Source organism: Streptomyces sp. NPDC002785 (genome assembly GCF_040295565.1).
Lineage (GTDB): Bacteria > Actinomycetota > Actinomycetes > Streptomycetales > Streptomycetaceae > Streptomyces.
The window spans coordinates 36,573-63,162 of record NZ_JBEOVN010000016.1 but is presented as its reverse complement, the minus strand read 5'-3'; the positions used below and the strand labels follow the sequence as shown (position 1 = coordinate 63,162).

The 26,590-nt window shown below is 68.0% G+C and carries 20 protein-coding genes and 3 pseudogenes; 7 read left to right on the top strand and 16 right to left on the bottom strand.

The features are described from left to right. Nucleotides 1-31: 31 nt before the first annotated feature. The 5 genes from ABTZ94_RS07140 to ABTZ94_RS07120 form a co-directional block, all read right to left on the bottom strand. Nucleotides 32-652, bottom strand: a complete 621-nt coding sequence (locus ABTZ94_RS07140; RefSeq protein WP_351198332.1) for a hypothetical protein — start codon at nt 650-652, stop codon at nt 32-34. Nucleotides 653-712: 60 nt separating this feature from the next. Then, entirely contained in the window at nt 713-1,423 is a 711-nt protein-coding gene (gene rnhB / locus ABTZ94_RS07135) for a ribonuclease HII (RefSeq protein ID WP_351198330.1), read from the bottom strand. 406 nt (nt 1,424-1,829) lie between these two features. Beyond that, nucleotides 1,830-2,732, bottom strand: a complete 903-nt coding sequence (locus tag ABTZ94_RS07130) for an ADP-ribosylglycohydrolase family protein (RefSeq protein WP_351198328.1) — start codon at nt 2,730-2,732, stop codon at nt 1,830-1,832. A 12-nt stretch (nt 2,733-2,744) separates the two neighbouring features. Continuing rightward, nucleotides 2,745-3,404: a histidine phosphatase family protein gene (locus tag ABTZ94_RS07125; RefSeq protein ID WP_351198326.1), complete on the bottom strand. Its 660-nt coding sequence runs from the start codon at nt 3,402-3,404 to the stop codon at nt 2,745-2,747. A gap of 25 nt (nt 3,405-3,429) precedes the next feature. Beyond that, entirely contained in the window at nt 3,430-3,996 is a 567-nt protein-coding gene (locus ABTZ94_RS07120; protein WP_351198324.1) for an ATP-binding cassette domain-containing protein, read from the bottom strand. Here ABTZ94_RS07120 and ABTZ94_RS07115 point away from each other — a divergent pair. Then, complete coding sequence (locus tag ABTZ94_RS07115) at nt 3,937-4,362, top strand: TetR-like C-terminal domain-containing protein (protein ID WP_502967193.1); 426 nt, start codon at nt 3,937-3,939, stop codon at nt 4,360-4,362. The genes ABTZ94_RS07120 and ABTZ94_RS07115 overlap by 60 nt on opposite strands. Nucleotides 4,363-4,417: 55 nt before the next feature. Here the strand turns inward: ABTZ94_RS07115 and ABTZ94_RS07110 are convergent, their stop codons facing one another. Next, nucleotides 4,418-5,023, bottom strand: coding sequence for a YdbC family protein (locus tag ABTZ94_RS07110; protein ID WP_351198322.1), 606 nt, complete (start codon nt 5,021-5,023; stop codon nt 4,418-4,420). A gap of 43 nt (nt 5,024-5,066) precedes the next feature. On the opposite strand from ABTZ94_RS07110, the pseudogene ABTZ94_RS07105 reads away from it, so the two are divergent. The 3 genes and pseudogenes from ABTZ94_RS07105 to ABTZ94_RS07095 form a co-directional block, all read left to right on the top strand. Continuing rightward, a pseudogene (locus tag ABTZ94_RS07105) lies at nt 5,067-5,294 on the top strand (hypothetical protein); the annotation flags it as partial. Nucleotides 5,295-5,535: 241 nt separating this feature from the next. Beyond that, nucleotides 5,536-6,072 (top strand): TerD family protein, encoded by a 537-nt coding sequence (locus ABTZ94_RS07100; RefSeq protein ID WP_351198320.1) that lies wholly within the window; start codon nt 5,536-5,538, stop codon nt 6,070-6,072. A gap of 786 nt (nt 6,073-6,858) precedes the next feature. Then, nucleotides 6,859-7,711 (top strand): annotated as a pseudogene (locus tag ABTZ94_RS07095) (amidinotransferase); the annotation flags it as partial. On the opposite strand, the gene ABTZ94_RS07090 reads toward ABTZ94_RS07095, so the two are convergent. After that, nucleotides 7,695-8,207, bottom strand: a complete 513-nt coding sequence (locus ABTZ94_RS07090) for an IS3 family transposase (RefSeq protein ID WP_351198318.1) — start codon at nt 8,205-8,207, stop codon at nt 7,695-7,697. The pseudogene ABTZ94_RS07095 and the gene ABTZ94_RS07090 overlap by 17 nt on opposite strands. Before the next feature lie 36 nt (nt 8,208-8,243). Between ABTZ94_RS07090 and ABTZ94_RS07085 the strand changes: the two are divergent. Continuing rightward, nucleotides 8,244-8,357 (top strand): annotated as a pseudogene (locus ABTZ94_RS07085) (ISAzo13-like element transposase-related protein); the annotation flags it as partial. 161 nt (nt 8,358-8,518) lie between these two features. Here ABTZ94_RS07085 and ABTZ94_RS07080 read toward each other — a convergent pair. Together ABTZ94_RS07080 and nrdR are read right to left on the bottom strand one after the other, a co-directional pair. Continuing rightward, complete coding sequence (locus ABTZ94_RS07080) at nt 8,519-11,422, bottom strand: vitamin B12-dependent ribonucleotide reductase (RefSeq protein WP_351198316.1); 2,904 nt, start codon at nt 11,420-11,422, stop codon at nt 8,519-8,521. A 162-nt stretch (nt 11,423-11,584) separates the two neighbouring features. Continuing rightward, complete coding sequence (nrdR, locus tag ABTZ94_RS07075) at nt 11,585-12,097, bottom strand: transcriptional regulator NrdR (protein ID WP_351198314.1); 513 nt, start codon at nt 12,095-12,097, stop codon at nt 11,585-11,587. Nucleotides 12,098-12,632: 535 nt separating this feature from the next. Between nrdR and lexA the strand changes: the two genes are divergently transcribed. Beyond that, on the top strand, nt 12,633-13,427 hold the full coding sequence (gene lexA / locus ABTZ94_RS07070) for a transcriptional repressor LexA (protein WP_351198312.1): 795 nt from the start codon (nt 12,633-12,635) through the stop codon (nt 13,425-13,427). A gap of 83 nt (nt 13,428-13,510) precedes the next feature. Here the strand turns inward: lexA and ABTZ94_RS07065 are convergent, their stop codons facing one another. The 5 genes from ABTZ94_RS07065 to ABTZ94_RS07045 are packed head-to-tail and all read right to left on the bottom strand — an operon-like array spanning nt 13,511 to nt 21,640. Further along, complete coding sequence (locus ABTZ94_RS07065) at nt 13,511-15,481, bottom strand: ATP-dependent DNA helicase (RefSeq protein ID WP_351198311.1); 1,971 nt, start codon at nt 15,479-15,481, stop codon at nt 13,511-13,513. Between the two features lie 38 nt (nt 15,482-15,519). Beyond that, a complete protein-coding gene (locus ABTZ94_RS07060) occupies nt 15,520-17,436 on the bottom strand; it encodes an IucA/IucC family protein (RefSeq protein WP_351198309.1) in 1,917 nt (638 codons plus the stop codon). A gap of 60 nt (nt 17,437-17,496) precedes the next feature. Beyond that, a complete protein-coding gene (locus ABTZ94_RS07055; RefSeq protein ID WP_351198307.1) occupies nt 17,497-18,300 on the bottom strand; it encodes a GNAT family N-acetyltransferase in 804 nt (267 codons plus the stop codon). Between the two features lie 44 nt (nt 18,301-18,344). Next, a complete protein-coding gene (locus ABTZ94_RS07050; protein WP_351198305.1) occupies nt 18,345-20,234 on the bottom strand; it encodes an IucA/IucC family protein in 1,890 nt (629 codons plus the stop codon). Nucleotides 20,235-20,281: 47 nt separating this feature from the next. Beyond that, a complete protein-coding gene (locus tag ABTZ94_RS07045) occupies nt 20,282-21,640 on the bottom strand; it encodes a diaminobutyrate--2-oxoglutarate transaminase family protein (protein ID WP_351198303.1) in 1,359 nt (452 codons plus the stop codon). 333 nt (nt 21,641-21,973) lie between these two features. Here ABTZ94_RS07045 and ABTZ94_RS07040 point away from each other — a divergent pair, with 333 nt between their 5' ends. After that, a complete protein-coding gene (locus tag ABTZ94_RS07040; RefSeq protein ID WP_351198301.1) occupies nt 21,974-23,194 on the top strand; it encodes a trypsin-like serine peptidase in 1,221 nt (406 codons plus the stop codon). Between the two features lie 252 nt (nt 23,195-23,446). On the opposite strand, the gene hflX is transcribed toward ABTZ94_RS07040, so the two are convergent. Both hflX and ABTZ94_RS07030 read right to left on the bottom strand, forming a co-directional pair. Beyond that, a complete protein-coding gene (hflX, locus tag ABTZ94_RS07035; protein ID WP_351198299.1) occupies nt 23,447-24,958 on the bottom strand; it encodes a GTPase HflX in 1,512 nt (503 codons plus the stop codon). Between the two features lie 141 nt (nt 24,959-25,099). Then, nucleotides 25,100-26,554: a M1 family metallopeptidase gene (locus ABTZ94_RS07030; RefSeq protein ID WP_351198297.1), complete on the bottom strand. Its 1,455-nt coding sequence runs from the start codon at nt 26,552-26,554 to the stop codon at nt 25,100-25,102. Nucleotides 26,555-26,590: the final 36 nt, after the last annotated feature.

Here is a 26,590-nt window from a genome sequence, read left to right as displayed (position 1 = left end):
CGGGCCACCACGACCCTGTGTGCCCTACGGATCAGACGTCGGCGCCGAGCACCGCGTTGATCCGTTGCGGGTCCCCGCACACGATCAGCAGGGCACCGGTGCGTTCCTGCGCGCCGGACAGTGCGCCGGCAACGGAGTCACCGCCGTCGCCATTGACGGCGACGATCACGACGGGGCGGGGCTTCACCCGGTCCGTGGCTGCGGCACCGGCGAAGAAGACGTCATCGCCGACTTCCTGCTGCGCCCAGTAGGCGGCCTCGCCGAAGGAGAGTTCGTGCGCGGCCCACGGGTGCTGCTCACCGGTGGTGAGCACCAGGATGTCGCCCGGTGCGCGTCCGGAGTCGAGCAGCAGGTCCACCGCTTCGTCGGCAGCGTCGAGTGCGTCGGCAGCCGAGGCGGGGACCAGCTGGATCTGCGGTGCGGAACGATTCTCCGGCCGGGCGGCCTGCGGCCGGCCGGAGGTGGAGTGCGGGCGCTGCGCCGGGGGCGCGGGCCTCGCGGGGCCGGGTCCCGGGCGACCGGGGCGCGGCATGGCCGCTGAACGCGGACCGGGTACGGGACGGGGGGTCGACGCGGTGCGGCCTGCGGCCGGAGTGACGCGGGGACCCTGGGCGCTCTCGTGAATCTGAGGCTCCTCGGGGATGGGAGGCATGGGTGGTTGTCTATCAAATGCCGATACACAAGGCATCAGCGGGTGGGTACATGTGCGCGATCAGAAGTCGAAGCCGAGTTGGCCCCCGCTTTCCAGTGCAGCCGCCTCGGCGGAGAAGCGGACCTTCTTGAGGTGCTGCCACCTGGGCAGCGCGTCGAGGTAGGACCACGAGAGGCGGTGGTGGGGTGTAGGTCCCCATTCCTCCAGCGCGGCCCTGTGCACGGGCGACGGGTAACCGGCGTTGGCGCCGAAGGCGAAGGCGGCGTACTCGCCGGAATCCGCGCCCAGTTCGGCCATCATCGAGTCCCGTCGGACCTTCGCGATCACCGAAGCAGCCGCGACCGCGATACAGGACTGGTCGCCCTTGATCACTGTGCGGACCTGCCAGGGCTGTCCCAGGTAGTCGTGTTTGCCATCGAGTATCACCGCATCGGGCCGCACCGGCAGGGCTTCGAGGGCACGCACAGCTGCGAGGCGCAGGGCAGCCGTCATCCCCAGGTCGTCGATCTCCTGCGGAGAGGCATCACCCAGACCGAACGCGGTGACCCAGCGCTCCAGCAACGGGGCCAGCTCCGCGCGGCGCTTGGGGCTGATCAGCTTGGAGTCGGTAAGTCCGGCGGGAGGTCTGCGAAGGCCGGTTACGGCCGCACACACAGTGACCGGACCCGCCCACGCTCCGCGTCCGACCTCGTCGACACCGGCGACGGTCTTGGCACCAGTGGTAGCGCGCAGTGAGCGCTCGACGGTGTGCGTGGGTGGTTCGTACGGCATGGCGCCTGTCAGCGTACGCCGATGGAAACGCCGACAACACCCCGGGGCGCCCGACGGCTGCCCCGGCCGCACGCCGAGCCGCAGAAAGAATTGCGGCACGGTCATGGGTCCCGACGGCCAGTTTGCTGCGGTACATGCGTCCGAAGAGCTGTGCGCACGAAGGCAGTACTCACGAAGTGTTGTGCCGACGCCAGGAAAACGCGACTGAGGATCATCAACTGGAAGTGCTCAACAGTGACTGGATCACATTCGTGAAGGACGCGACGCAGCGCGGAGCCGGGGCGGCGGCGGACCTGTTGCCTGCCGCACAAAGGGTTGGGCACGCCGCCGCAGCCCCCACACACAGCAGGTGCAGGCCTCACCGCGTTCGCTCGGCCTGCACCCCAGCAATGTCGTCACCTTCGGACTACCGCGGGAGCCAGTCCGGCAGCTCTTCCGTCTGTGCCGACCAGTCGGCAGGCGGTCCGCCCGCCATGCCCGCTGCCACGATTCCGCCGACGATCGCGCAGGTCGTATCGACGTCGCCGCCCGCTTGGGCCGTCCCCCAGAAAGCCTGCTCGAAATCGCCAAGGCTCCGCGCCGCCGACCAGAGGGCGAACGGAACGGTGTCATGTGCACTGGTACGCCGGCCGTTGCCGAGGACCGCGGCGACCGTCCCGGCATCGTCGTAGTCGAGCATGTCGCGTGCCCGGCGCAGCCCTGCACCGACCGCGCTGCGCGGCACGAGCGCGATCACGCCGTCAAGGAGCTCTGTCGGGCTGGGTGATCCCTCTGTTGCCGCCGCCAGCGAGGCCGCGGCCGCAACAGCCATCGCTCCCACGACCGCCTCGCGATGCTGGTGTGTGGGGTACGAGGAGATCTCGGCCTGGTGTGTGGCCTGCTCCGGGTCGTCTGCATACCAGGCGCCGAGCGGCGCAATGCGCATCGCCGAGCCATTGCCCCAGGAGCCCTGGCCGTTGAACAGCGCCGACGCCAGCTCCCGCCAGTCGCCGCCTTCCCGTACCAGCCTGAGCAGCCGGTTCACGGCAGGGCCATATCCCCGGTCGAAGTCATGATGCTCGGCGAAGGAATGAGCGAGCGCGTCCTGGTCGATTCGCTCGTGCCCCACCAGCACGGCCAGCACCGACGAGGCCATCTCGGTGTCGTCCGTCCACTGCCAGGGGCCGGGCGGAAGTTTCCGCTGCTTCAGCAGCGGATAGTTGGCGGGCACAAAGAACTGGGAACCCAGTGCGTCCCCCACGGACAGCCCCCGCAGGCTGGCCAGGGCACGTTCGAAGCGTTGGTCGGAAGCAGAGTCAGCGGTTGTCATCGCCCTTCCACTCTATCCGGTGATGCCGTACGGCTCTGGGGTACGCCAGCGCTCGAACGGCCTGTCAAGGGTGTAACGCCCGTCCTCTCCGAGTATCAGCGTCCTGGTCTCCCCGTTGCCAGGATTGGACAGTGACTCGAACTCGGCCACCGACCAGTGGAACCAGCGCATGCAGAACAAACGCATGGTCAGTCCGTGCGTGACCAGCAGGACATTCGGCGGGTGGTCGGGGGCTTCGAAGCTGCGGTGCAGACTCTCCAGAAAGGCTCCGACCCTGTCGTACACATCGGCGCCGGACTCTCCCTGAGCGAAGCGGTAGAAGAAATGACCGTACGCATCCCGGTATGCCTTCTGCAGCCTCACGTCGTCCCGGTCCTGCCAGTTCCCCCAGTCCTGCTCCCGCAGCCGCGGCTCCTCCCGCACCCGCACCCGCTGAAGGTCCAGCCCGAAGGACCTGAACGTCTCGTGCGTGCGGCGATAGGGCGAGACATACACGCTGACCCGCTCCCCGTCGAACAGCTCGCGCAGCCGCACGCCCGTCTCCCTGGCCTGCCGCAGCCCTGTCGCGGTGAGCCTCAGCGCATGGTCCGGCTCACGCTCGTACACCGTGTCATCGGCGTTGCCCTCGGACTCCCCGTGACGGACGAGGACAATGCGTTGTGGTCGTGCCATGTACCGACCCTAGATCGGCTGCGACTCATTCGAGCAGTTGTCCGGACTCCATCCGACGGATGTCGCCGGTGAAGCGGCGGCGCAGCAGCCGGTCGTGGGAGGCCACCACCAGCGCGCCCTGCCAGAGAGCCAGCGCTTCTTCCAGTTCCTGCACGAGCCCGAGTGCCAGATGATTCGCGGGCTCGTCGAGCAGCAGCAGGTCCGCGGGCCGGGCCGGCAGACGGGCGAGAGCGAGCTGTCTGCGCTGCCCCGCGGAAAGCGATCCGACCGGCACCTGAAGATCCCGGGACCGGAACAGTCCGTACGAGAGCAGCAGTTCCGCCTGCTCTTCGTCGGTGAGCGCCAGTCCTCGGCCGAATGCCGCGAGCACTCTCTCCGCTGGGCGGTGCGCGGGTATTTCCTGCGCGAGGTGGCCGATTCCTCCGCGCCGGACCACTCGGCCCGCGTCCGGCTCGAGCACGCCTGCCATGACGCGGAGCAAAGTGGATTTCCCCGCCCCGTTGCCGGTCCTTGATGGCGCGGCCGGCCGCCCCTGGACCTGGCTGGAGAGGACGGCTGGACACCGCCCGACACCGGAAGCCTGGAAGGACATCTGCGCGCCCTGGCGCACACGACAGCCGACGTCTTCACCGACCCTGCCGCAGCGGCCGCGCCGACCGCGTTCATCGCCGCGGGATTCCAGTCCCAGCGCGCCGCCGAAGCGCTGAGCACCTTCTACTCGGAGCGGTTCACCCGCTGCGAGGTCATCGTCGCGCGCGCTGTCGCTCGCCACGAACTGGACCGGCACACTGACGCGGGGGCGCGGGTCAGGGCCGTAGCCTCGCCCTTGTTCTTCAGGCTGTTCATCACCTGCGAGCCCATCGACGAGACGCCGGCCGACCAAGCTGCCGACGCGGCGCTGGCAGCTGCCCGAACGGGCGTCTTCAACACCCCGCCCGTCTCGGCCGAACCAGCCTGATCAGCGGCCGACGCCCCGGCGCGCTGTCCCCGCCACACCGATCCGTCTCGGCCGATCACACCGTCCAGGACGGCTCAAGCTGCACGACGTCTCCCGTCACCGCCGCCACATCGTCCTCGGTCTGCGCCCGTTGTGTCAGCCGCTCAATGCTCCCCGCCCGATACTTGCCACGCTCGGCGCTCGACTGCCACATGGACAACGCGAGGAACTCGTGCCCCGGCGCCTCCCCGAACACCCCTCGCACCATGCCCGGCGATCCGGCCATCGCCGGATTCCACACCCTCTCCTGCATCAATGCGAAATGCTCGACCCGGTCCTCGTGCACCTTGCTGTGCGCCACCCTGACAACATCCGCATCGGTGAAGCGGGGCTCAAAGCCGGTCTTCACATCAAAGCGGTACTCGAACAGCTTGACCTGGATGCTGCTGTACGTGCCGGACTGCGCGGCAGCCAGTGGGTCGTGCGCACGCGCCATGAACGAGTCGTAGAAGACGCGGTTCTCCCAGAAAGCGAAGACGTGGGCCACTTCAGGACGCCCTCGACTCCACCCGCCACCCTGTCCCCTGAACCCCGGCTCACCCAGCAGCCCCGCCCACTTTCGCTGTCCCCGTTCAAAACCTCGACGGTCCACCACGGTGCAACGAATCCACTTGACCAGCACCGCGCCATCGTACGGTGCCGAACGTAGCGCGGGTCACGCTCTGATGGAGTACGACCGAATCAGTGGCTGTGAACCACAGAATGATCTACATGGCCTCTTGCACACCAACCCCCTGTTCTCCCGCCTCGAGTCCGCGGAGCACATCCTTGTCGCAGGGGCCGGCGGCGGCTTCGACATCTATGCGGGCCTCCCTCTCGCGCTCTCCCTGCTCCACCAGGGCAAGCACGTCCAGCTCGCCAATCTGAGCTGGACGGGTGGCCCGCAACTGCCTCCACCTCGACCACATCAAGCACACCCATCTCACCCGACAGGTCAGCAGCACCATCGAGATCTCCGGAACGAGGTCCGCCGGAAGCCGCCGCGCCGGATTCCGTACTGAATCGCCGAACCGAGGGTGGCTCGATTCCATCGCGGACGGCCAAGCCGGTTGGATCCACGGCCGGTTACGGACATGATCAGGTGGTATGAACGGCCCGACGACGGCCCAGCGGCAAGCCAGGGAGGCAAGTCCGATGAGCACGCCCAACAAGGACATCGAAAAGGTCGAAATCAGGCTCAAATGGGATCCCAGCCCTCCGGGTGCCCCGGCCCATGACCTGGACATCATCGCGGCGACCTACCTCGCGCAGGCGCCGTACGGCAGCCCTGCGTATCTCGTGCACTTCGACAGCCGCTCCCCGGACGGCACCATCACCCTCAACCGTGACAGCAGGACCGGTCAGGGCCTCGGTTTCGACGAGGTCATGACTCTCGAGCTGGACCGGTTGTCGACCACGTACACCCGGGTTGTCGTCGGAGTCGCCATTCAGCAGCGAGACGGCCGCAGGACATTCGCCGAAATAGCGAACACCGGCGTTCAGATTCGAGAGGGCTACACGAACCTTGCGGAGGACGACTTCTCCGCGGTCGGCGCCGCCACCGCAGCAACCGTCGCCGAGTTCGTCCGCGGTGCGTCCGGCGTCTGGGAGTTCCACGGATCGGTCCGGAGTTTCGACGGGGACCCCGATTCGTTCGCCGCAATGATGGGAAGCCGTACGCCCGGAACGTGACACGTCACAGGGCACGGTCCACGCAGCACACCTGGGCAGCCACCGTGTGCAGCCACTCGGCTGTGCCGGTCCGAATTCCCGGCCCGGGCGGTGATCCCGGAGATCGCGCCGCGCGGCGCTTGCCGGAGTGGCGGGTGCCGCAAATCCCCCGCTGTGCCGTGCGCGCGGAGACGCGGTAGGTGGCGGTTGAGGGCAGGCTCACCCCGCCCAATAGCGGAACTTCAACAACCAAGACCAGCCGTGAATTTGACGCACCCGTGCGAGGGCGAACTGAGGAAACAAGGCCTCCTGGGCGGACCGGCCGGTTTCAATACCCCCGAACTACTCAAGAGGCCCTGTCCTCATGCGCCGATCGCCCCGAGATCATCCGATCAGGAAACCCGGTCCGATTCCCGAGCTCGATAACCGGTACGAATACGGCTTCCTGACTTCCCGTCAATGGGCTGAAGAGAGCGAGCCGGCACCGCTCTTCCCCACCTGATTCTCGGCTGCCGATGGAAGCGTGGACCGCTCCGGGCGCGCTCCGCGTGTGCACACGGCTGCCCGCAACCGAGAGGCCGGTTTTCCCAGTCCGAGGGTTCATCCGTAGTTGCCAGAGGCCAGGCAGATGGTTCTGTCCGTTGACACAGATAGCCAGACCAGGACACCGTGAGCAGTTTATTGGATACAGTGAGTCACTGACTTCTGCGATCGAAAGCGGTCGAGCATGGCGGTAGTACAGAGGCCCGACATTCTGACGGCGGCGGCAGACAACGATGCCCATACGTGGGCTGCGGACCACGCGTGATGTCGGCGCTATCGCCCATGATCGACAGCGCTGCGGAACCCCTCGTTTCGCCGGTCAATTCGCACAACGAGTGGGACCCGCTGGAGGAGATCATCGTCGGGCGTCTCGATGGCGCGACGATCCCCTCCAGCCATCCGGTCGTGGCCTGCAACATCCCACGATGGGCGGCGCGGTTGCAGGGGGTTTGCCGCCGGCTTCAAGTATCCGCGCATGCTGATCGAGCCGGCGCAGCAGGAGCTCGATCAGTTCATTTCCCTCCTGCAGTCCCTCGGTATCACGGTCACGCGCCCGGACGCGGTCGACCACAGGCAACGCTTCGGTACCCCCGACTGGTCGTCGCGCGGTTTTTGCAACACCTGTCCTCGTGACAGCATGCTCGTGATCGGCGACGAGATCATCGAGGTCCCGATGGCATGGCCGTGCCGATATTTCGAGACCCACTCCTATCGCGCGATCGTCAAGGACTACTTCCGGCGCGGTGCGCGCTGGACGGTGGCACCAAAGCCGCAGCTCACCGACGCATTGTTCGAGGCGGATTTCTGTATCCCCGAGGTCGGCGAGCCTATGCGCTACATCCTCACCGAGTTCGAGCCAGTGTTCGACGCGGCGGATTTCGTGCGCGCGGGACGCGACCTGTTCGTTACGCGAAGCAACGTCACCAACCGAATGGGCATCGACTGGTTGCGCCGCCATCTCGGACCTGGCTATCGCATCCACGAGATCGAGAGCCGCTGCCGCGCTCCCATGCACATCGACACGACATTTCTCTTGCTCTCGCCCGGCAAGGTACTGATCAACCCTGAATACATCGACGTCGACCGCCTGCCCGACGTCCTCAGCTCGTGGGACATCCGCCATTTAGCGACTTCACTCCTGCCACCGGCAAGTACGTGATGTCGCCTACGTACTTGGTGTTCGGCAGTGAGGCGGTGAAGTCGCGTCCGATCAGATCGGTCGCCTTCGCGGAGGCCGGGTCCGCAACTGTCGTGCGGTGCTTGCGGCGCAGGCCGGCGAGCCCGATGCCGCGCGTGACAGGGGCGATGCGCTTGTCGTTGACGCGCTCGCGGTCCTCGTGGAGTTCGGCGGTGATGCGCCGGACGCCATAGCTGCCGTCCGACTCGGCGTGGACGACCTGTATGCGTCCGGCAAGCCTGGCGTCGGGCGCATGCCGGGCGGCCCGGGCAGGCGCGGTCTTGCGCCAGTAGCAGAAGCTCGAGCGGGCGATCCCGAGGATGGTGCACAGCCGCTTCACGCCGAAGCGGCGCCGGTGGTCGGCGACGAACTGGAAGCGGGTCAGGAGCCGTGAGGAAACTACTGCCGGATTCGAGCCAACTTCTCGGTGCGGCATGGTGGATGGGCTGCTGCGGCGATACCGGATGAGGTTGAGCCGGTCACCGCCCCGGGCCACGACTTCCTGGACCCGGACACCCCGATCGCCATCCCGTACGGCATCTACGGTCTGGGGCGCGACAGCGGCTGGGTGAACGCGGGCACCGACAGCAGCGTACGGAAGTCCGTGAGCTCGCCGATCGTCTGCTCCGACTGGGCCAGCCGCTCCGGAGAGGGTGCCGACCGATGGCCGGCACCCTCTCTCAAGTGCGGATCAGCGCCCTCAGCAGCAGATGCTCAATGTTGCATCAGGCGCAATTCCGCTCGTTTTCAGCTGCAACCGCTAGTCGAGCCGCAGCCCTCGCAGATGTAGCAGGATCCGGCGCGCTGCATCTTCGTACCGCAGGAGAAGCAGAGCGGCGCGTCCGCGCTGATGCCCAGCTGCATCTCAACGAGCTCCGCCGAGGTGTGCGCCGTCTTCGGGGCCGGCTTCTCGGCCTCCTGCACGGCGGCCACCACCTTCAGGGGCTCCGTCCGCACCGGGGCGGACTGGGCCAGGCCTTCGACGTCCAGCTCGTCGTCCTCAAAAGAGGGCTCGTACGAACCGGTGTCGAGGTGACGCTGACGCTCCTCGGCCGAGTGGATGCCGAGCGCCGAGCGGGTCTCGAAGGGCAGGAAGTCCAGCGCGAGGCGGCGGAAGATGTAGTCGACGATCGACTGCGCCATCCGCACATCCGGGTCGTCCGTCATACCGGCCGGCTCGAAGCGCATGTTGGTGAACTTCGAGACGTACGTCTCCAGCGGGACGCCGTACTGCAGACCGACCGAGACTGCGATGGAGAAGGCGTCCATCATGCCGGCGAGGGTGGAGCCCTGCTTGGACATCTTCAGGAAGACCTCGCCGAGACCGTCGTCCGGGTAGGAATTGGCGGTCATGTAGCCCTCGGCGCCGCCCACCGTGAAGGAGGTGGTGATGCCGGGACGGCCCTTGGGAAGGCGCTTACGGACCGGGCGGTACTCGACGACCTTCTCGACCGCGGTACGGATGGTCTCCTCGGCCTTGGCCGTGACTGCGTCCGTTGCCGACTTTTCCTTCTTCTTGGTCTTCGCGGAGAGGGGCTGGCCGACCTTGCAGTTGTCACGGTAGATCGCGAGCGCCTTGACGCCCATCTTCCACGCCTCGAAGTAGACCTCTTCGACGTCCTCGACGGTGGCCGTCTCCGGCAGGTTCACCGTCTTGGACAGCGCGCCGGAGATCCACGGCTGGATCGCGGCCATCATGCGTACGTGGCCCATCGCGGAGATGGAACGCTCACCCATCGCGCAGTCGAAGACCTCGTAGTGCTCGGTCTTCAGACCGGGGGCGTCGATCACATTGCCGTGCTCGGCGATGTGGGCGACGATCGCCTCGATCTGCTCCTCCTGGTAGCCCAGGCGGCGCAGGGCCTGCGGGACGGTGCCGTTGACGATCTGCATCGAGCCGCCGCCGACCAGCTTCTTGAACTTGACCAGGGCGAGGTCGGGCTCGAGGCCGGTGGTGTCGCAGGACATCGCGAGACCGATGGTGCCGGTGGGTGCGATGACCGAGGCCTGGGCGTTGCGGAAACCGTTCTTCGCGCCGAGGCGGATCACGTCCTGCCAGGCCTCCGTCGCGGCGGCCCAGATCGGGTTGTCCAGGTCGTCCATGTGGACGGCCGCGGCGTTGGCGTCGGCGTGCTGCTTCATGACGCGCTGGTGCGGCTCGGCATTGCGGGCGTAGCCGTCGTACGGGCCGACGACCGCGGCGAGCTCGGCGGAGCGCTTGTACGAGGTGCCGGTCATCAGTGAGGTGATGGCACCGGCGAGGGCTCGGCCGCCGTCGCTGTCGTACGCGTGGCCGGTCGCCATCAGCAGGGCGCCGAGGTTGGCGTAACCGATGCCCAACTGGCGGAAGGCGCGGGTGTTCTCGCCGATCTTCTGGGTCGGGAAGTCGGCGAAGCAGATGGAGATGTCCATCGCGGTGATGACCAGCTCGACGACCTTGGCGAAGCGCTCGGACTCGAAGGACTGGTTGCCCTTGCCGTCGTCCTTGAGGAACTTCATCAGGTTCAGCGAGGCCAGGTTGCACGAGGTGTTGTCCAGGTGCATGTACTCGCTGCAGGGGTTCGAGCCGTTGATCCGGCCGGACTCCGGGCAGGTGTGCCACTGATTGATCGTGTCGTCGTACTGGATGCCCGGGTCGGCGCAGGCCCACGCCGCCTCGGCCATCTTGCGGAAGAGGGACTTGGCCTCGACCTCTTCGATGACGTCACCCGTCATCCGCGCACGCAGCCCGAACTTGCCGCCGGACTCGACGGCCTTCATGAACTCGTCGTTCACGCGCACCGAGTTGTTGGCGTTCTGGTACTGGACGGACGTGATGTCATCGCCGCCCAGGTCCATGTCGAAGCCCGCGTCGCGCAGGGCGCGGATCTTCTCCTCTTCCTTCACCTTGGTCTCGATGAAGTTCTCGATGTCGGGGTGGTCGACGTCGAGAATGACCATCTTGGCCGCGCGCCGGGTGGCGCCACCGGACTTGATCGTTCCGGCGGAGGCGTCGGCACCGCGCATGAAGGAGACCGGTCCGGAGGCGTTGCCCCCGGAGGAGAGCAGCTCCTTGGAGGAGCGGATACGGGAGAGGTTCAGGCCGGCACCGGAGCCGCCCTTGAAGATCATGCCCTCTTCCTTGTACCAGTCGAGGATCGACTCCATGGAGTCGTCGACGGCCAGGATGAAGCAGGCGGAGACCTGCTGCGGCTGGGGGGTACCGACGTTGAACCAGACCGGCGAGTTGAAGCTGAAGATCTGGTGCAGGAGGGCGTACGCCAGCTCGTGCTCGAAGATCTCGGCGTCCGCGGGAGAGGCGAAGTAGCCGTGGTCCTCGCCGGCCTTGCGGTACGTCTTCACGATCCGGTCGATGAGCTGTCGCAGACCGGTCTCGCGCTGCGGGGTGCCGACGGCCCCGCGGAAGTACTTGCTGGTGACGATGTTGACCGCGTTCACCGACCAGAAGTCGGGGAACTCGACGCCACGCTGCTCGAAGTTGATCGAGCCGTCGCGCCAGTTGGTCATGACGACGTCACGGCGCTCCCATGCCACCTCGTCGTACGGATGTACGCCGGGGGTGGTGTGGATGCGCTCGATACGCAGACCCTTGCTCGACTTGGATCCCTTGGCTCGGGAACCTCGTGCCGGGCCGCTCGCCGTCTCTGTCATGCCGCCTCCCATATGTGGGCAAAAACGCCCTGAAGTGCCCAGAACTTCCCGGGGCACAGTCTGTCTCTGATGCTTCGGGCGCCACGCATAGCGCCCGGAGCAGGTCTATATACAGCCGCCCTGTCACCGATCCACGGACCTGTGCCGATCGGCCGGTGTCGCTCAGTCGGCGGCGACGGCGGGAACGGGGACCTCAAGGGTCTCGCCCCTCCCGCACTCCTCCACGGGAGACCGTCGTTCGCGGAGTTCCGCGATGGCGGCCTCGAAGTCTTCAAGTGTGTCGAACGCCCGGTACACGGACGCGAAACGCAGGTACGCGACGAGGTCGAGTTCCTGCAGGGGGCCGAGGATGGCCAGACCCACGTCATGGGTGGTCAGCTCGGCGCTGCCGGTGGCACGCACCGCCTCCTCGACCCGCTGACCGAGCTTGGCGAGGGCGTCCTCGGTGACCGGCCGCCCCTGGCATGCCTTACGCACGCCGGAAATGACCTTGGTGCGGCTGAAGGGTTCCGTCACACCGCTGCGCTTCACCACCATCAGCGAGCAGGTCTCCACCGTCGTGAAACGGCGGGAGCAGTCGGGGCACTGACGGCGACGGCGGATCGACGTGCCGTCATCGGTGGTGCGACTGTCGACGACCCGGCTGTCGGGGTGCCTGCAGAAGGGGCAGTGCATGGCTCCCAACCCTCCTTCACAGCACGATCGAATAGCCTCTGCAGGGCCCGCCAGGGCCCCTCGAAGCAGTCACAAGCATAGGCGATGGCCGCACCCCCGACGGACCGGGGACCACAACTTCTGGGCGACTGGAACAATCCAACCACTAGATCTTGGGTTTGGTCGCACGTTCGGCCCTAGCGCGTGTCGCGCATCGCGGGCGGACCGCAGGCAGCGTACGGCGAAGCACGAGGTTACGGGAACCGTGGGGCTGCCAGGATTGCGGGGCTTCCGCTGTCAGACTCGGACAACGACGCGGAGGCCACCCCGCGTGGCGACGCCGCGCCGGCGAACGCTACCGTAATAGTCCGAATTGCCGGTCACCCCAAGGAGTCGCCCCAAGCAGGGGTCCCGGCCACTCCGGCCGTCGCGCATACACCCAGCAGTGAACACACGACAGATTTTTATTCGTTTTTCACTCGAACGTGTGTTTGGCGCAACCTTTCGAAAGCTACTACCGTTGTCCAGCTAGGGAGACCATTCGAGAGGGGCCGACGTGACCACCACCGCAGACAGTGCCACCATCACTGCCCAGGACCGCTCCCAGAGCCGACTCGAGCCGGTGCATGCCATGAATGACTCAGTCACGAACACGGAGGAGCCGGAGCCCGTGCGCCCAGCGCGCTCGTTGCCCGGCCGACCTCCAGGTATCCGGGCGGACAGCTCGGGGCTCACGGACCGGCAGCGGCGAGTGATCGAGGTGATCCGGGACTCCGTGCAGCGGCGTGGGTACCCGCCCTCGATGCGGGAGATCGGTCAGGCGGTGGGCCTGTCCAGCACGTCCTCCGTCGCCCATCAGCTGATGGCTCTGGAGCGCAAGGGTTTCCTGCGTCGCGACCCCCATCGCCCGCGGGCGTACGAAGTCCGCGGTTCGGACCAGCCCAGCTCGCAGCCCACCGATACGACAGGAAAGCCCGCGGCGTCGTATGTGCCGCTGGTCGGCCGGATCGCAGCCGGTGGTCCGATCCTCGCCGAGGAATCGGTCGAGGACGTCTTCCCGCTCCCCCGCCAGCTGGTCGGTGACGGAGAGCTGTTCGTCCTCAAGGTCGTCGGTGACTCGATGATCGAGGCGGCGATCTGTGATGGCGACTGGGTCACCGTGCGCCGCCAGCCAGTCGCGGAGAACGGCGACATCGTCGCAGCCATGCTGGACGGCGAGGCCACGGTCAAGCGCTTCAAGCGGGAGGACGGCCATGTGTGGCTGCTCCCGCACAACTCCGCATACCAGCCGATCCCGGGCGACGAGGCGACGATTCTCGGCAAGGTAGTGGCGGTGCTGCGGCGGGTGTGAAGACTCGCCGCTTTCCGACCGGCCCCGGGATCCACTGCGCCGATCCCGGGGCCTTGCCTGTGCCGCCGGGCACCCGGGGCGGGCTACTGGTCGTTGGCCTTGGCTGCCGCGTCGATAGCCGCGAGTGAGCGGCGCGCCTGGTTGCGGTCGGTGGTGTACCAGAAATCGGGCAGCGAGGCGCGCAGATAGCTGCCGTACCGGGCGTTGGCCAGCCGCGGATCGAGCACCGCGACCACACCCTTGTCGCCCGTGGCCCGTACGAGCCGGCCGGCGCCCTGAGCCATCAGCAGCGCGGCATGCGTCGCCGCGACAGCCATGAACCCATTTCCTCCCGCCTCCTCGACCGCCTTCTGGCGTGCACTCATCAGCGGGTCGTCGGGGCGTGGGAACGGGATCCTGTCCATGACCACCAGCTGGCAGCTGGCCCCCGGCACATCCACGCCCTGCCAGAGCGAAAGCGTGCCGAAGAGGCAGGTCTCGGGATCGGCCGCGAAGTTCTTGATCAGCTCTCCGAGGGTCTCCTCACCCTGCAGCAGGATCGGCTTGTCGAGCCGACCACGCAGTTCCTCGGCGGCGGCCTGGGCCGCCCGCATGGACGAGAACAGCCCGAGGGTGCGCCCGCCCGCCGCCTCCACCAGTTCGGTGAGCTCATCCAGCATGTCGGTGCGAGAACCCTCCCGCCCGGGCGTGGCCAGATGCCTGGCGACGTACAGGATTCCCTGCCTCGGGTAGTCGAACGGCGACCCGACGTCGAGCCCCTTCCACTGCGGAATGTCGTCGCCCGCGGTGCCTTCAGGAGCGAGTCCGAGCGACGCCCCCACCCCGTTGAAATCCCCACCGAGCTTGAGCGTGGCCGAGGTGAGGACAACGGATCGCTCGGCGAAGAGCTTCTCCCGCAGAAGTCCGGAGACGGAGAGCGGGGCGACCCGCACAGAGGCGCCGAAACGGTCATGACGCTCGTACCAGACGACGTCGTACTCCGAGCCCTGGGTGATGCGCTCGGCGACGCCGTGAATCGTCTCCACCGATGCGAGTGCCTGCTTGCGGACGGCGTCCTCGTCCTGGACGGACTTGTCCCGGGAGGTACCCAGGGCCGAGATCACCGTACGCGCGGCGTCACGGAGAGCGAGCAGTGCGTAGCCGAGGTCCTCGGGGACCTCTTCCAGACGGCCGGGGAGCGCCAGCTCCATCACTCGCTCGAAGCCCTCCGACGCGGTCTGCAGGGCGTCGGCGGCCTTCTCGTTGACCAGCTTCGCCGCTCGGCGTACCGCGCGGTTGACCTGGCCGGGCGTGAGCTCGCCGGTGGCCACTCCGGTGACCCTGGAGACCAGCTCATGGGCCTCGTCGACGATCAGTACCTCATGCTGCGGAAGCACCGGAGCGCCCTCGATGGCATCGATGGCAAGGAGGGCGTGATTGGTGACGACGACATCGGCGAGCTTGGCACGCTCACGGGCCTGCTCCGCGAAGCACTCCGCGCCGTACGCGCACTTGCTGGCGCCCAGGCATTCGCGGGAGGAGACGGAGACCTGCGCCCAGGCACGGTCGGATACGCCCGGGGTGAGGTCGTCGCGATCGCCGGTCTCGGTCTCGTCCGACCAGTCCCGCAGCCGCAGCAGATCCTGACCGAGCTTGCTCGACGGGGCCGCAGCCTCGAACTGGTCGAAGAGCCCCTCCTCCTCGTCCTGGGGCACTCCTTCATGGAGCCGGTGCAGGCAGAGATAGTTCGAGCGGCCCTTGAGCATAGCGAACTGGGGGCGGCGGCGCAGCAGCGGATGCAGAGCGTCGACCGTACGCGGAAGATCGCGCTCCACGAGCTGGCGCTGCAGTGCCAGGGTCGCCGTCGCCACCACGACGCGCTCCCCGTGTGCCAGCGCGGGCACCAGGTAGCCAAGGGATTTGCCGGTGCCGGTGCCGGCCTGTACGAGCAGATGGGCGTTGTCGTCGACAGCCTCGGCAACAGCCTCGGCCATGGCGGCCTGGCCAGGCCGTTCCGTACCACCGACGGCGGTCACGGCGGCGTGGAGGAGCTCGGGAAGGGATGGCTTTGTCATAGCCCGACCACCCTACGGGTCACCACTGACAAGGGCGATCACTCCCGGACTCGGACGGAGGGATGGAGAGGGTTGGGAATGGTCCCATGGATGGCGGCGTGCGGGCGCCGGGGGCGGTCCCGGTATCCGTCCACGTGCAGGCGGTTGCGGTTCAGACAGAGACGTTCGATGCGGGGCGTCAGCATGTCGAACATCTCGAATCGCTCCTTGAGCTCGGGAAAGCGGGCGTGGTAGCGCAGGATCTCGGCCCTCACGAGTGACCAGAAATCGGCCTCCGGAACTCCCAGCTGTTCCTCGCACAGCGGGGACAGGAAGCGGAAGACACCGATGAACAGTCCGGAGTGGATGAACTGGGTGAGGAAGGAGGGCTCCTCGGTGAGCAGGATGCGGCGTACACCCTCCGGCATCGACTCGTGCTCCGGCAGCGGCTGGGCGCTGATGTTCACGTCGTCCACGAAGTCCTTGATCGCCAGGCGAACCGGTACGTCCTGGTCGTCGAAGACGACGATGGCGTTCTCTCCGTGCGGGGAGAACACGGTGCCGTAGCGGTAGAGGAAGTGCAGCAGCGGCGGGAGCAGCGCGGCGAAGAGCCGGGTCAGCCAGGTGGTGGGCGTCAGCCCCGAGCGGGCGACGAGCTCGGCCGCGAAAGCGCGGCCCTGTGGATCGGTGTGGAGCAGCGAGGCAAGGGTTCGGGCCCGTTCGCCCGGCGCGAGCCGGGGCTGGAGGGGTTCTCGCCAGATCGCGCCGAGGATCTCCTTGAACTGGTACGGAGCCTCCGGAAGGTGGTCGTAGAGCGGATGCTCGACGGTCACCGAGGCCACCTCGCCGAGCAGGATGACCCTGCACGTATCCCGCAGAAATGCGTCCCGGTCGCGCAGACCCTGGACCCAGGTGGTGACGGCGGGGGCCGCAAGGGTGCGTTCGGTCGGCAGTCCTCGCCAGACCAGCGTATTGAGGATCGACAGGGGCAGTTTGACGGTGTGCCGGTCGGGGCGGGACACGTTGGCGAAGGTGCGGATGGACTGCTGAGGCAGCCGGAGGTCGGCGTCGGTGTGGAGCGGCACGATGTCGCCTGCGGCGATGGCCGGGGCGAAAACCGGAACGATCCATTCGTCCCACTGCCATGGGTGCACGGGAAGACAGAGATAGCTGCCGGGATCGAGGTCGCGGGCGCGGAGCACGGCAGCGAAGGAATCGCGGACCGCCGGATCGAGTTCCTGTACGTACAACTGCTCGGGTGTGGCCAGGCCGGTCACCCCTCGGTAGGCGGCGATCCGGGTGGAGACGGCGATCCACGGCAGCCTGACCGGCCTGCGGGCCTCGGGTGTGTAGCGGGAGGCGTCGGCGGCGGAGAAGCCGAGCCGCCCCTTGTTGGCGACGAGCCAGGGGTGCCCTGTCTGGTGCCCTTCCAGCTCGGCGTAGTCGAGATCAGCCAGCCGGGCGGCGGAGAGCGCGGTGTGGTCGAGCCGGGCGTCGGCGGCGAGGGTGGTGGTGATCTCGCGGATGAGGTGGCCGAGGGTGGCGCCGTCGATCCTGAGGAGGTGGCGGGCGCGGGCGAGGAACTGCAGCGGGTCACGGAAGGGGACGGTGCCGGTGTTCCGGTCCCGCAATGGCTCGGCAGGCGCGCCCCGGCCGCTGTCCCGCGTCGAGTCCGTCGGCGACTCCCGGACGCTCCCGCACGTCTCCAGAATCGACTCGGGGGCGATGTGCCAACTGCCGTACACGCCCCGCCGGGCGCTGAAGCTCAGGGTTCCACCGTCGTCGAGCCCGAGGGTGTACGTATCGCCCTCGTCGGCCTGCGGGACCGGCTCGATGACTTCCTCGTAGGCGAATTGACCGAGCATCTTCGCGAGCAGTCGGGCGGCAGCTCCGTCCCAGACCGTCCGGTTCAGTTCTGGCGTGCTGAGCAGGGCGGCAGACTCCGCTGGATCATGGCTCGCAGGATATTTCGGCACGGGGACTCCTCGGGATGGAACCGATGGGGTTCGAGCGGTGTATGCAATGCAGCAGATCGTTCACAGCTGGGCACGGTGCGTTCGGTCGCGGACCATCAGGGCGGCTCGTTTGTCGGGGAGTTCGACTTCCGCGGAGAAGCGAAAGCCTGCGCTCAGGAAGGCGGAGACGGAAGGGGTGTTACGCAGGTCGGGCTCTGCCACGACTCGAGCGCACAGGGGACGGTTGTCGAGTACGAGGTCGGAGACGGCCCGGAGCAGGGTGGTGCCGACCCCGCGTCCGCGGTTGTTCACACCACCGATGAGGAGGTGGATTCCGGTGTCGTGCGGTCGAGCGGGGTAGTGACGCGCCAGGGGATCGAGATCCGCGCGGTAGATCTCCCAGTAGCTCATGGGAATGCCTGCCAGCACGCCGAGGCACGGGACGCTGCGTCCGTCGCCGTCGAGTTGAGGGCGCAGATGGTCGGCTGTGACGGCTTCGGATCCGGCGAGTTCCCAGAATGCGGCGACCGCGGGGTCGTTCATCCAGCGGCTGATCACGGCGAGGTCGCGTTCCAGTCGCACGGGTACGAGTTGGAACACTCCGGCCGGGGTGGTGACCGGTCCCCAGTCGGCAGGGTGGTCGAGCAGGTCCGAGGCGGCCGGCCTGCTCATGGTTGCCCGCGTGCCTGCGGCCGGGCCGGCCTCGTCCGGATCGGATGACGCGGAAGCGTCCAGCGGCTGGGGGCGCGCGGTGGCCGGTGCGTCCTCGCCGAACAGGGCGAGGAGTTCTCCGGAGAGCGGCAGGTCCAGGGTGTCCTCCGCGCCTGTGTCGGCCCTTGGGGCAGGGCCGGTACCGGCGCCGGTGTGCGCATCGGCGGGAGCCACTGTGTCGCTCTCCTCTCGGCGGTTCAGGCGGTGGTCATGTTCCCTCAGGCACATAGGGGGTTGGCAATGGTGACGTAGACGGACTGCGTGTCGACAGGCCCGACGAGTTCATCGAGGCCGTGCAACCGGGTCAGCAGGTTGGCCTTGCACCGCAGGTGGGAGTTTTCCAGCAAATGTGCGGGCAGCGGGGAACCCAGTGCGGCGGCCGAGCCGAGGAATCGACGGAACGCAGCGATGAGCACGTGTTCATCGGCGAGGTGCTGGGCGCCGAAGGCTCCGATCAGGCCGAACACATTGTTGATGCCGAGGTAGTAGGCAAAGCGCTCGTCGGTGACCGCGTCGGAAACGAAGGTGTCGCTGACCGACCCGATGCCGGGGAGCCGGTGCTCCAGTGCCGCACGGTGGGAGTCGCGGAAGTAGTAGCCCTGATTGTCGCGGTACCGGCCGCCGACGGGCCAGCCGTGCGGATCGAGCAGCACCAGGGTGTTCTGCTGGTGGGCTTCGAGGGCCACGCCTGCGTGGGCGTCGAGCCAGAGCACGGGACGTACGACGCGGTCGAGATAGCGCAGGAACCACTCGGTGGCGACGGCTCCTACTGCTCTTCCGGTGGCAGCGGCCAGGGAGATCACGATCTCGGCGAGGCGTGAATGCATGCCCGTCCGGCCCGGCCAGGGGCGCGGGGCGGTGAGCGCGGCGATGCAGACCGCGTCGTCGTACGGAGCGAACGGGTTGTGGCGCAGCATCACGTCGAGGCCCGCGACAGGCTCGCCGTCCGGGCCGTCGACGGCGAGCCAGGCGGGGTCGCGGACGATGTCGAAGCCCGGGTGGACGGCGTGCCACTGCGCGGCGAGTCCGCTGCGGAGCAGTCGGTGGACCTCCACTCCACGGTGGAGTTCCTTGCGGAGATTCTCACGACGGGAGTTGGTGATGCGAACGCCGAGGGAGAGCTTGAGCATGACGTCGGCACCCGGTCGATGCACGGTACGGACGGATGAGGTGGGGTGCCAGTGCTTCCCGTGCGGTCCGAGGTCGTGCAGGAGTCCGGCGTCGAGCAGGGCGGCGGCTTCGGGCCGGTGTCCGAGTTCGCGGGCCTGCCAGGGGTGGAGTGGAATCGGCGCGGTGTTGTCGGGGAGTTGCAGCCCTTCGGCATGGGAGGTGATCAGTTCCGTGGCCGACACGGGACGGCCGCGGTCGGTCCAGGCGGAGTCGGTGGCCAGCACGGACCGGTCGACAGCCATCCAGTACAGCGGGAAGGAGCCGTGCAACTCGGGTGAGTAGAGGCGGGATTCGGATTCCGAGAGACCTTCGCGGCTTTTGGGGGTGGGGTGGAGCGGATGTCCGAGGAGAAGTGACTGCTCGGCGGTGAGGAAGAGGTCCGCTTCGGCCGGGGCGCCCGGGGTGCGGCGCCGCTCGGCGATGAAGCCGGCCGTCCGCTGCACGGAGTCGGCGACCCGGGCCACCATGTCGGTGCCCTCGTGGCGGTCGGCCTCGCGGCCCAGGAGAGCGGCGACCGTGACGGCGTCGGTGGGCGGGGCTCCTTCGGGTGCCCCCTCCAGGGCAGGCATACCGAAGCGGTGCCAGCCCGTGGCGGACCAGTAGAGGACGGGGACGAGCAGAGCGGTCCCGCTGGCAGGGAGCGGGATGCGCAGCGTGTCCAGATCCGGCCGGGGCAGGTCGCCCTCCCGGACCCAGCAGCGGAGCAGATTCTCGACGCCCGCGGCGTCGGCGGCCCGCAGCGGGTCCGGATGATCGAGGAGGTCGGCCGGTGCCGCACCGGTGAACGTGGCCATAGGGACGTACCGCTCGTCGTGCAGTGCCGCCATCTGGCGGGGCACGGTGGTCTGTTCGACGACGAGGTTGCCGGTGAGTCCGGCCTGCCCTCGCTGCTGGGTGGGGGGAGGGCCGTCGGCCTGGGGCGCGGGAGTGGGGTTCACGGCGGTCTTCCTTGTGAAGGGTGTCCGGGGTCAGCGGGCCGACCCGGTCAGGTTCGGCGGTGCGACGAGCGCTCGGCTGCTGCCAGGGCATCGGCGAGGCGGTCCACGACCGCTGCTGCCTGTTCGTCGGTGAGCGTGAGGGGAGGGAGCAGACGTACGACGGTGGAGTGGCGTCCGCCGAGTTCGACGATGAGGCCGCGGTGCAGGCATTCCTGTTGGACGGCGGCGGCGAGGACCGGGGCGGGCGGCGGCTCGGGGCTGTCGCCCCGCGCAGCGGCCTCGGGGTCGACGAGTTCCACCCCGATCATCAGGCCCCGCCCGCGGACGTCCCCGATGGACGGGTGGTCCGTGGCCAGTGCCTGGAGGCGTGCGACCATCCGGGCGCCGAGTGTCGCGGCGCGCTCGGCGAGGTGGTGCTCCCGTACGAAGGCAAGGGTGGCCGTGCCCGCCGCCATCGCGAGCTGGTTGCCCCGGAAGGTGCCGGCGTGGGCGCCCGGCTGCCAGGTGTCGAGTTCGGAGCGGTAGACGATCACTGCGAGCGGGAGGGAACCGCCGATAGCCTTGGAGAGCACCATCACATCGGGCACGATCCCGCTGTGCTCGACCGCCCAGAATGCACCGGTGCGGCCGACGCCCGTCTGAACCTCGTCGGCGATCAGGGGGACGGACCGGGTCTCGGTGATCTCGCGCATCCGGCGCATCCAGCTGTCCGGGGCGGGGTTCACACCGCCCTCCCCCTGCACCGGTTCGAGGATCATCCCGGCCGGCGCGGGTGCGCCTCCCTTGGGGTCGTCCAGGAGGTTCTCGGTCCACCGGGCGGCGATCTCCGTGCCGCGCTCGCCGCCGATACCGAAGGGGCAGCGGTAGTTCTGCGGGAAGGGCAGACGCGTCACCCGTACGTCCTCGGCGCCGCCCGAGGCGGCAAGGGCTCCTGCCGTCATGCCGTGGTAGGCGCCGGTGAAGGCGAGGAGTCCACTGCGACCGGTCGCGGCACGGACCAGTTTGAATGCTGCCTCGACGGCGTCCGTACCGGCAGGTCCGCAGAACTGGATCCGGGCGTTGTCGGCGAACTGCCGCGGCAGGGTGGCGAACAGCTCCGTGGTGAAGGCGTCCTTGACCGGGGTGGCGAGGTCGAGCACATGCAGCGGTGCACCCGAGTCGATCACCTTCTTGATCGCCTCCAGGACCACCGGATGGTTGTGCCCGAGCGCCAGGGTGCCGGCTCCGGAGAGACAGTCGAGGTATCGCCGCCCGTCCGCGCCTTCGATGGTCATCCCACGGGCGCGTACCGGCACGATCGGCAGTGAACGCGCATAGGTACGGGCGGCGGATTCACGCAGCGACTGGCGGCGAAGGATCCCCTCGTGCTCCGGTGCTGCCACCGGAGCTGGTTCGGTCACGGCCACGGCTGTTGGTCCTCCTGCTGTGACAGTTGCGTTGCACGTCAGTACGTCGGCGCATGGACGGACTGCGGGGATGAACGCTGTCCTCGAGTCCCTTGTGCGTACCAACGACGCCCGGCGCCGGGGATCACGGGTAGATCCGGAGATCCTTGCGGGAGGGGGCGTAACCGTGGCCCTGCTGCGCACCGTCCCCATCGGCACCGGCATAGTGGGGGCCGCACGGAGGACTCGGGCCAATTTCCGGGAGTCTTCAGGACGTTCGGAGCGGGTGGCTCGGAGCAGTACCGAAGTGCAGTACAGAAGTGTTGAGTTTCGAAGTCCCAGGGGGATCATCACATGCGACTCATTCGACCAGTTCTCACCGCACGTCAGGGGAGCGCACGTCGCACGCGTTCCTCGGTGCTCGCCGTGGCCACGGTCACTGCGGTCCTTGCGCTCACCGCCACTGCCTGCGATCCGGGCGAGGACAACGCCAGTGACAAGGCGAGCAGTCCCGCCGGCCAGTCCTCGGACGGCAAGATCACTATTCCGGACGAGCTGAAGGACCGGCTCAAGGAACACGGGATCGACCTCGACCAGTGGAAGAACGGCGAGTGGAAGAACTGGGACAAGGACAAGTGGCTGCGCGAGGCCAAGGACTTCGTCAACCCGATCATCGAGGGCCTCTGGGACCCGGACCGGATGCGGGATGCCGACAAGTCGCCGGAGAAGCCGGTCGACAACGACATCTCGGGTGACGTGGGCGTGACGGACCCGACGCCCTCGCCGGTCCAGGCCGCCGGTGTCCGGACGCCGTACCACGCCAGTGCCGTGGAGTCCGGGAAGTTGCTCTTCGACAGCCCCGAGGGCTCCATGGTCTGCTCCGCGACCGTGGTGAAGGACCCGGCGCACCCCGGAAAGTCCAACCTGGTGTGGACCGCGGGGCACTGTGTGCACGCAGGCAAGAAGGGCGGCTGGTACCGCAACATCGCCTTCGTGCCGTCGTACAACAACAGCGGTCTGTCGACGGCCGAGTTGCAGAAGGCGACCAAGCAGGAGATCGCGCCGTACGGCGTGTGGTGGGGCCAGTGGGCGCGGACGTCCGACCAGTGGATCTCGCAGGGTTCCTCGATCGGCGGGCAGGGCGCCCCGTACGACTTCGCGGTGCTGCACGTCACGCCGGAGAAGGGATCGACGGGTAAGTCCCTGGAGGAAACGGTCGGCTCCGCGCTGCCCGTCGAGTTCAACGCCCCGGCCGTGCCGAAGATCGACAGTATGACGGCCACCGGCTTCCCGGCCGCTCCGCCGTACGACGGCCAGAAGGCCTTCCGGTGCGCGGACAAGCCGGGCCGGCTCTCTCTGACCGCGCAGGACCCGACGATGTACCGCATCGGCTGCACCATGACGGGCGGCGCCTCCGGTGGTGGCTGGGTCGCGGCGGGCCAGGACGGCAAGCCCGCGCTGGTCTCGAACACCTCAATCGGCCCGGTGACGGCCGGCTGGCTGGCCGGACCGCGCTTCGGCAAGGAAGCCAAGGGCGTCTACGAGTCCGTCAGCAAGAAGTACGCAGGGCAGTGACGACGGACCGTCACCCGGCCAGGTTCGAGTGACGGTGACGGCACAGCAGGGACCCCGGTGCGGCAGTTGCCCGCCGGGTCCCTGCTGTGGCGCTACGGCCCCGAGTGGCCCGCACCCCATGCGGGTTGTGTCTCCGTGGCAAAGAGCACGGTCCGCACGTTCGGCAGCCAGTGCGGCCACCCGCACGCGCGAAGGCCCGCTCCCTCCTCGGGAGCGGGCCTTCGGTCCGTACTGAGCGGTTCCGCGCTGCGGTCAGTGCGCCACGGGGACCAACGAGGAGAGCTCGGCTGCCAGTTCCTCATGTACCCGCGCCTTGAGCAGGGTGCCCTCCGACGTGTGCTCCTCGGAGATCACCTCGCCCTCGGCGTGCACCCTGGAGACCAGTCCGCCACGGGTGTACGGGACGAGCGCCTCGATCTCGACCGAGGGCCGAGGCAGTTCGGTATCGACGAGTGCGAGCAGTTCTTCGATACCTGCGCCGGTACGCGCCGAGACGGCGATCGCATGCTTCTCGATGCGCAGCAGCCGCTGCAGCACCAGCGGATCGGCCGCATCCGCCTTGTTGATCACCACGATCTCTGGCACGTCCACCGCGCCCACTTCGCGGATCACCTCGCGCACCGCGGCGAGCTGTTCCTCCGGCACCGGGTGAGAGCCGTCCACCACATGCAGGATCAGATCGGATTCACCGACCTCCTCCATGGTGGAGCGGAACGCCTCAACGAGGTGGTGCGGCAGATGCCGTACGAACCCGACGGTGTCGGCCAGGGTGTAGACCCGGCCGCTCGGCGTTTCGGCCCGGCGCACGGTCGGGTCCAGCGTGGCGAACAGTGCGTTCTCCACCAGGACGCCCGCACCGGTCAGCCGGTTGAGCAACGAGGACTTGCCCGCGTTGGTGTAGCCGGCGATGGCGACCGACGGCACCTTGTTGCGCTTGCGCTCCTGGCGCTTGATCTCGCGGCCGGTCTTCATCTCCGCGATTTCCCGGCGCATCTTCGCCATCTTCTCGCGGATCCGACGCCGGTCCGTCTCGATCTTTGTCTCACCGGGACCACGGGTTGCCATGCCGCCACCGCCGCTGGAACCGCCGCCGCCCATCTGACGGGAGAGCGACTGGCCCCAGCCGCGCAGCCGCGGCATCATGTACTGCATCTGTGCCAGCGAGACCTGCGCCTTGCCCTCTCGGGACTTGGCGTGCTGGGCGAAGATGTCGAGGATCAGGGCGGTCCGGTCGACCACCTTCACCTTCACGACGTCTTCCAGGTGGATCAGCTGGCCGGGGCTGAGCTCACCGTCGCAGACGACGGTGTCGGCCCCTGTTTCGAGGACGATGTCACGCAGCTCCAGCGCCTTGCCCGAGCCGATGTAAGTGGCCGGGTCGGGCTTGTCGCGGCGCTGGAAGACGGCGTCGAGAACCTGGGCGCCCGCCGTCTCCGCAAGCGCGGCCAGCTCCGCGAGGGAATTCTCCGCGTCCTGCACGGTCCCCGAGGTCCAGACACCGACCAGCACCACACGCTCCAGGCGCAGCTGTCGGTACTCGACCTCGGTGACGTCCTCGAGCTCGGTCGAGAGGCCCGCCACACGCCGCAGTGCGGCGCGCTCGGAGCGGTCGAACTGCTCGCCGTCCCGCTCTCCGTCGATCTCGTGGCTCCAGGCGACGTCCTCTTCCATCAGGGCGTCGGCCCGAAGGCTCTCGGTGAGGCTCTCGGTGACATTCTCCGTAGCGCTCTGCGCGTCCTGGGGAAGGGAAGAAGAGGAGGTCATTGGATCCTTACGTCGATGGAAGTCCGATACATCAGTCACAACGCGTGACCTCTCCCGATGATTCCCGCTGTCGGGAATCCGGTCCGGCCGCCGCGGCGACCTGTCGATAGTGGCATGGTCCGCCGGGCCCGTCACCCGGGTTTATCGCTGTCCGCCGGGCTTGGCGCTGTGCCAGTCCGGGTGCCCCGGCATCGGCGGGGTCTTCTTGCCGTACAGCCAGCCGTCGAAGAACGAGGTCAGGTCGCGGCCCGCGGTCTGTGACGCCAGCCGGACGAAGTCCGCGGTGGCGGCGTTGGAGTCCCGGTGATCCTTCACCCAGCTCCGCTCCAGCCGGTCGAAGGCGGCCTCGCCGATCTCCTGACGCAGCGCGTAGAGGATCAGTGCGCTGCCGTCATACACCACCGGCCGGAACAGGCTGAGCTTCCGCCCGGCTGCCGGAACGTCGGGGCGGGCCGGCGGGCCGCCCGCGGCGCGCCAGCCGTCGGACCTGCTGTAGGCGTCGTGCATCCGGTCTTCCAGTGGCTTGTCGGCGTGTTCCTCGGCGTAGCGCGCCTCGTACCAGCTGGCATGCCCCTCGTTGAGCCACAGATCGGACCATGCCTGTGGGGAGACGCTGTCGCCGAACCATTGGTGGGCGAGCTCGTGCACCATGATCGATTCGACGTACCACTTGGGGTAGGTGGTCCGGGTGAACAGGGACCGTTCGAAGAGCGAGAGCGTCTGGGTCTCCAGCTCGAAGCCGGTGTCGGTGGCGGCGACCAGCAGTCCGTATGTCTCGAAGGGGTAGCGGCCGACCTGCTGTTCCATCCATTCCAGCTGACCGGGTGTTTTGCTGAGCCAGGGTTCCAATTGCTTGCGGTCGGCGCTCGGCACCACGTCGCGTACCGGCAGTCCGTGCGGCCCGGTGCGTTTCAGGACGGTGGAGCGGCCGATGCTGACCTGGGCCAGTTCGGTGGCCATGGGGTGTTCGGTCCGGTAGGTCCAAGTGGTCTCGGCACCTTGTCGGGCTGTGCCGGCGGGCAGGCCGTTGGCGACCACCGTGAGGTCCTTGGGTGCGGTGATCCGGAAGGTGAAGTAAGCCTTGTCGGCGGGGTGGTCGTTGCTCGGGAAGACCCGGTGTGCGGCGTCGGCCTGGTTGGCCATGGCCAGACCGTCGGCGGTGCGCAGCCAGCCGCCGCTGTCCTGGCCGCCGTTCGGGTCACTGGTGTGCTGGACGGTGATGTGCAGAGGCACTCCGGCCGGGAGCCGGCCGGGGGGATGGATGACCAGGTCCTCGTCCACCACGGCGAAGTCGGCGCGCAGGCCGTTGACTTCGACCGTACGGACAGTGCCCCGGGCAAAGTCGAGATTGATCCGGTCCAGCGGCTCGGTGGTCCGCGCGTCGATCGTGGTGACGGCATCCAGCGGCTTGCTGTTGCTGCCGTGGTAGGTCAGTCCGATGTCGTACGAGAGGACGTCGTACCCGGGATTGCCGAGGCGCGGGAAGAGTGGATCGCCGATGCCGAGCGGCACGGGTGAGGGGAGGGCAGCGGCAACGAGGGCGGCCGATGCGGTGGCCAGCAGAGCGGCCCGCAGACGGCGGGGAATGATCGGCATGGACTACCGCTACCAGCGACTCCCACCTGGGCAGGT

Bases quoted from the DNA above. Each gene is read 5' to 3' on its own strand.
- ABTZ94_RS07130 (WP_351198328.1), bottom strand. From the start codon at position 2,732: ATGACAACCGCTGACTCTGCTTCCGACCAACGCTTCGAACGTGCCCTG.
- ABTZ94_RS07080 (WP_351198316.1), bottom strand. From the start codon at position 11,422: ATGACAGAGACGGCGAGCGGCCCGGCACGAGGTTCCCGAGCCAAGGGA.
- ABTZ94_RS07140 (WP_351198332.1), bottom strand. From the start codon at position 652: ATGCCTCCCATCCCCGAGGAGCCTCAGATTCACGAGAGCGCCCAGGGT.
- rnhB (WP_351198330.1), bottom strand. From the start codon at position 1,423: ATGCCGTACGAACCACCCACGCACACCGTCGAGCGCTCACTGCGCGCT.
- hflX (WP_351198299.1), bottom strand. From the start codon at position 24,958: ATGACCTCCTCTTCTTCCCTTCCCCAGGACGCGCAGAGCGCTACGGAG.
- ABTZ94_RS07125 (WP_351198326.1), bottom strand. From the start codon at position 3,404: ATGGCACGACCACAACGCATTGTCCTCGTCCGTCACGGGGAGTCCGAG.
- ABTZ94_RS07065 (WP_351198311.1), bottom strand. From the start codon at position 15,481: ATGACAAAGCCATCCCTTCCCGAGCTCCTCCACGCCGCCGTGACCGCC.
- ABTZ94_RS07120 (WP_351198324.1), bottom strand. From the start codon at position 3,996: ATGTCCTTCCAGGCTTCCGGTGTCGGGCGGTGTCCAGCCGTCCTCTCC.
- ABTZ94_RS07030 (WP_351198297.1), bottom strand. From the start codon at position 26,554: ATGCCGATCATTCCCCGCCGTCTGCGGGCCGCTCTGCTGGCCACCGCA.
- nrdR (WP_351198314.1), bottom strand. From the start codon at position 12,097: ATGCACTGCCCCTTCTGCAGGCACCCCGACAGCCGGGTCGTCGACAGT.
- ABTZ94_RS07040 (WP_351198301.1), top strand. From the start codon at position 21,974: ATGCGACTCATTCGACCAGTTCTCACCGCACGTCAGGGGAGCGCACGT.
- ABTZ94_RS07090 (WP_351198318.1), bottom strand. From the start codon at position 8,207: ATGCCGCACCGAGAAGTTGGCTCGAATCCGGCAGTAGTTTCCTCACGG.
- ABTZ94_RS07100 (WP_351198320.1), top strand. From the start codon at position 5,536: ATGAGCACGCCCAACAAGGACATCGAAAAGGTCGAAATCAGGCTCAAA.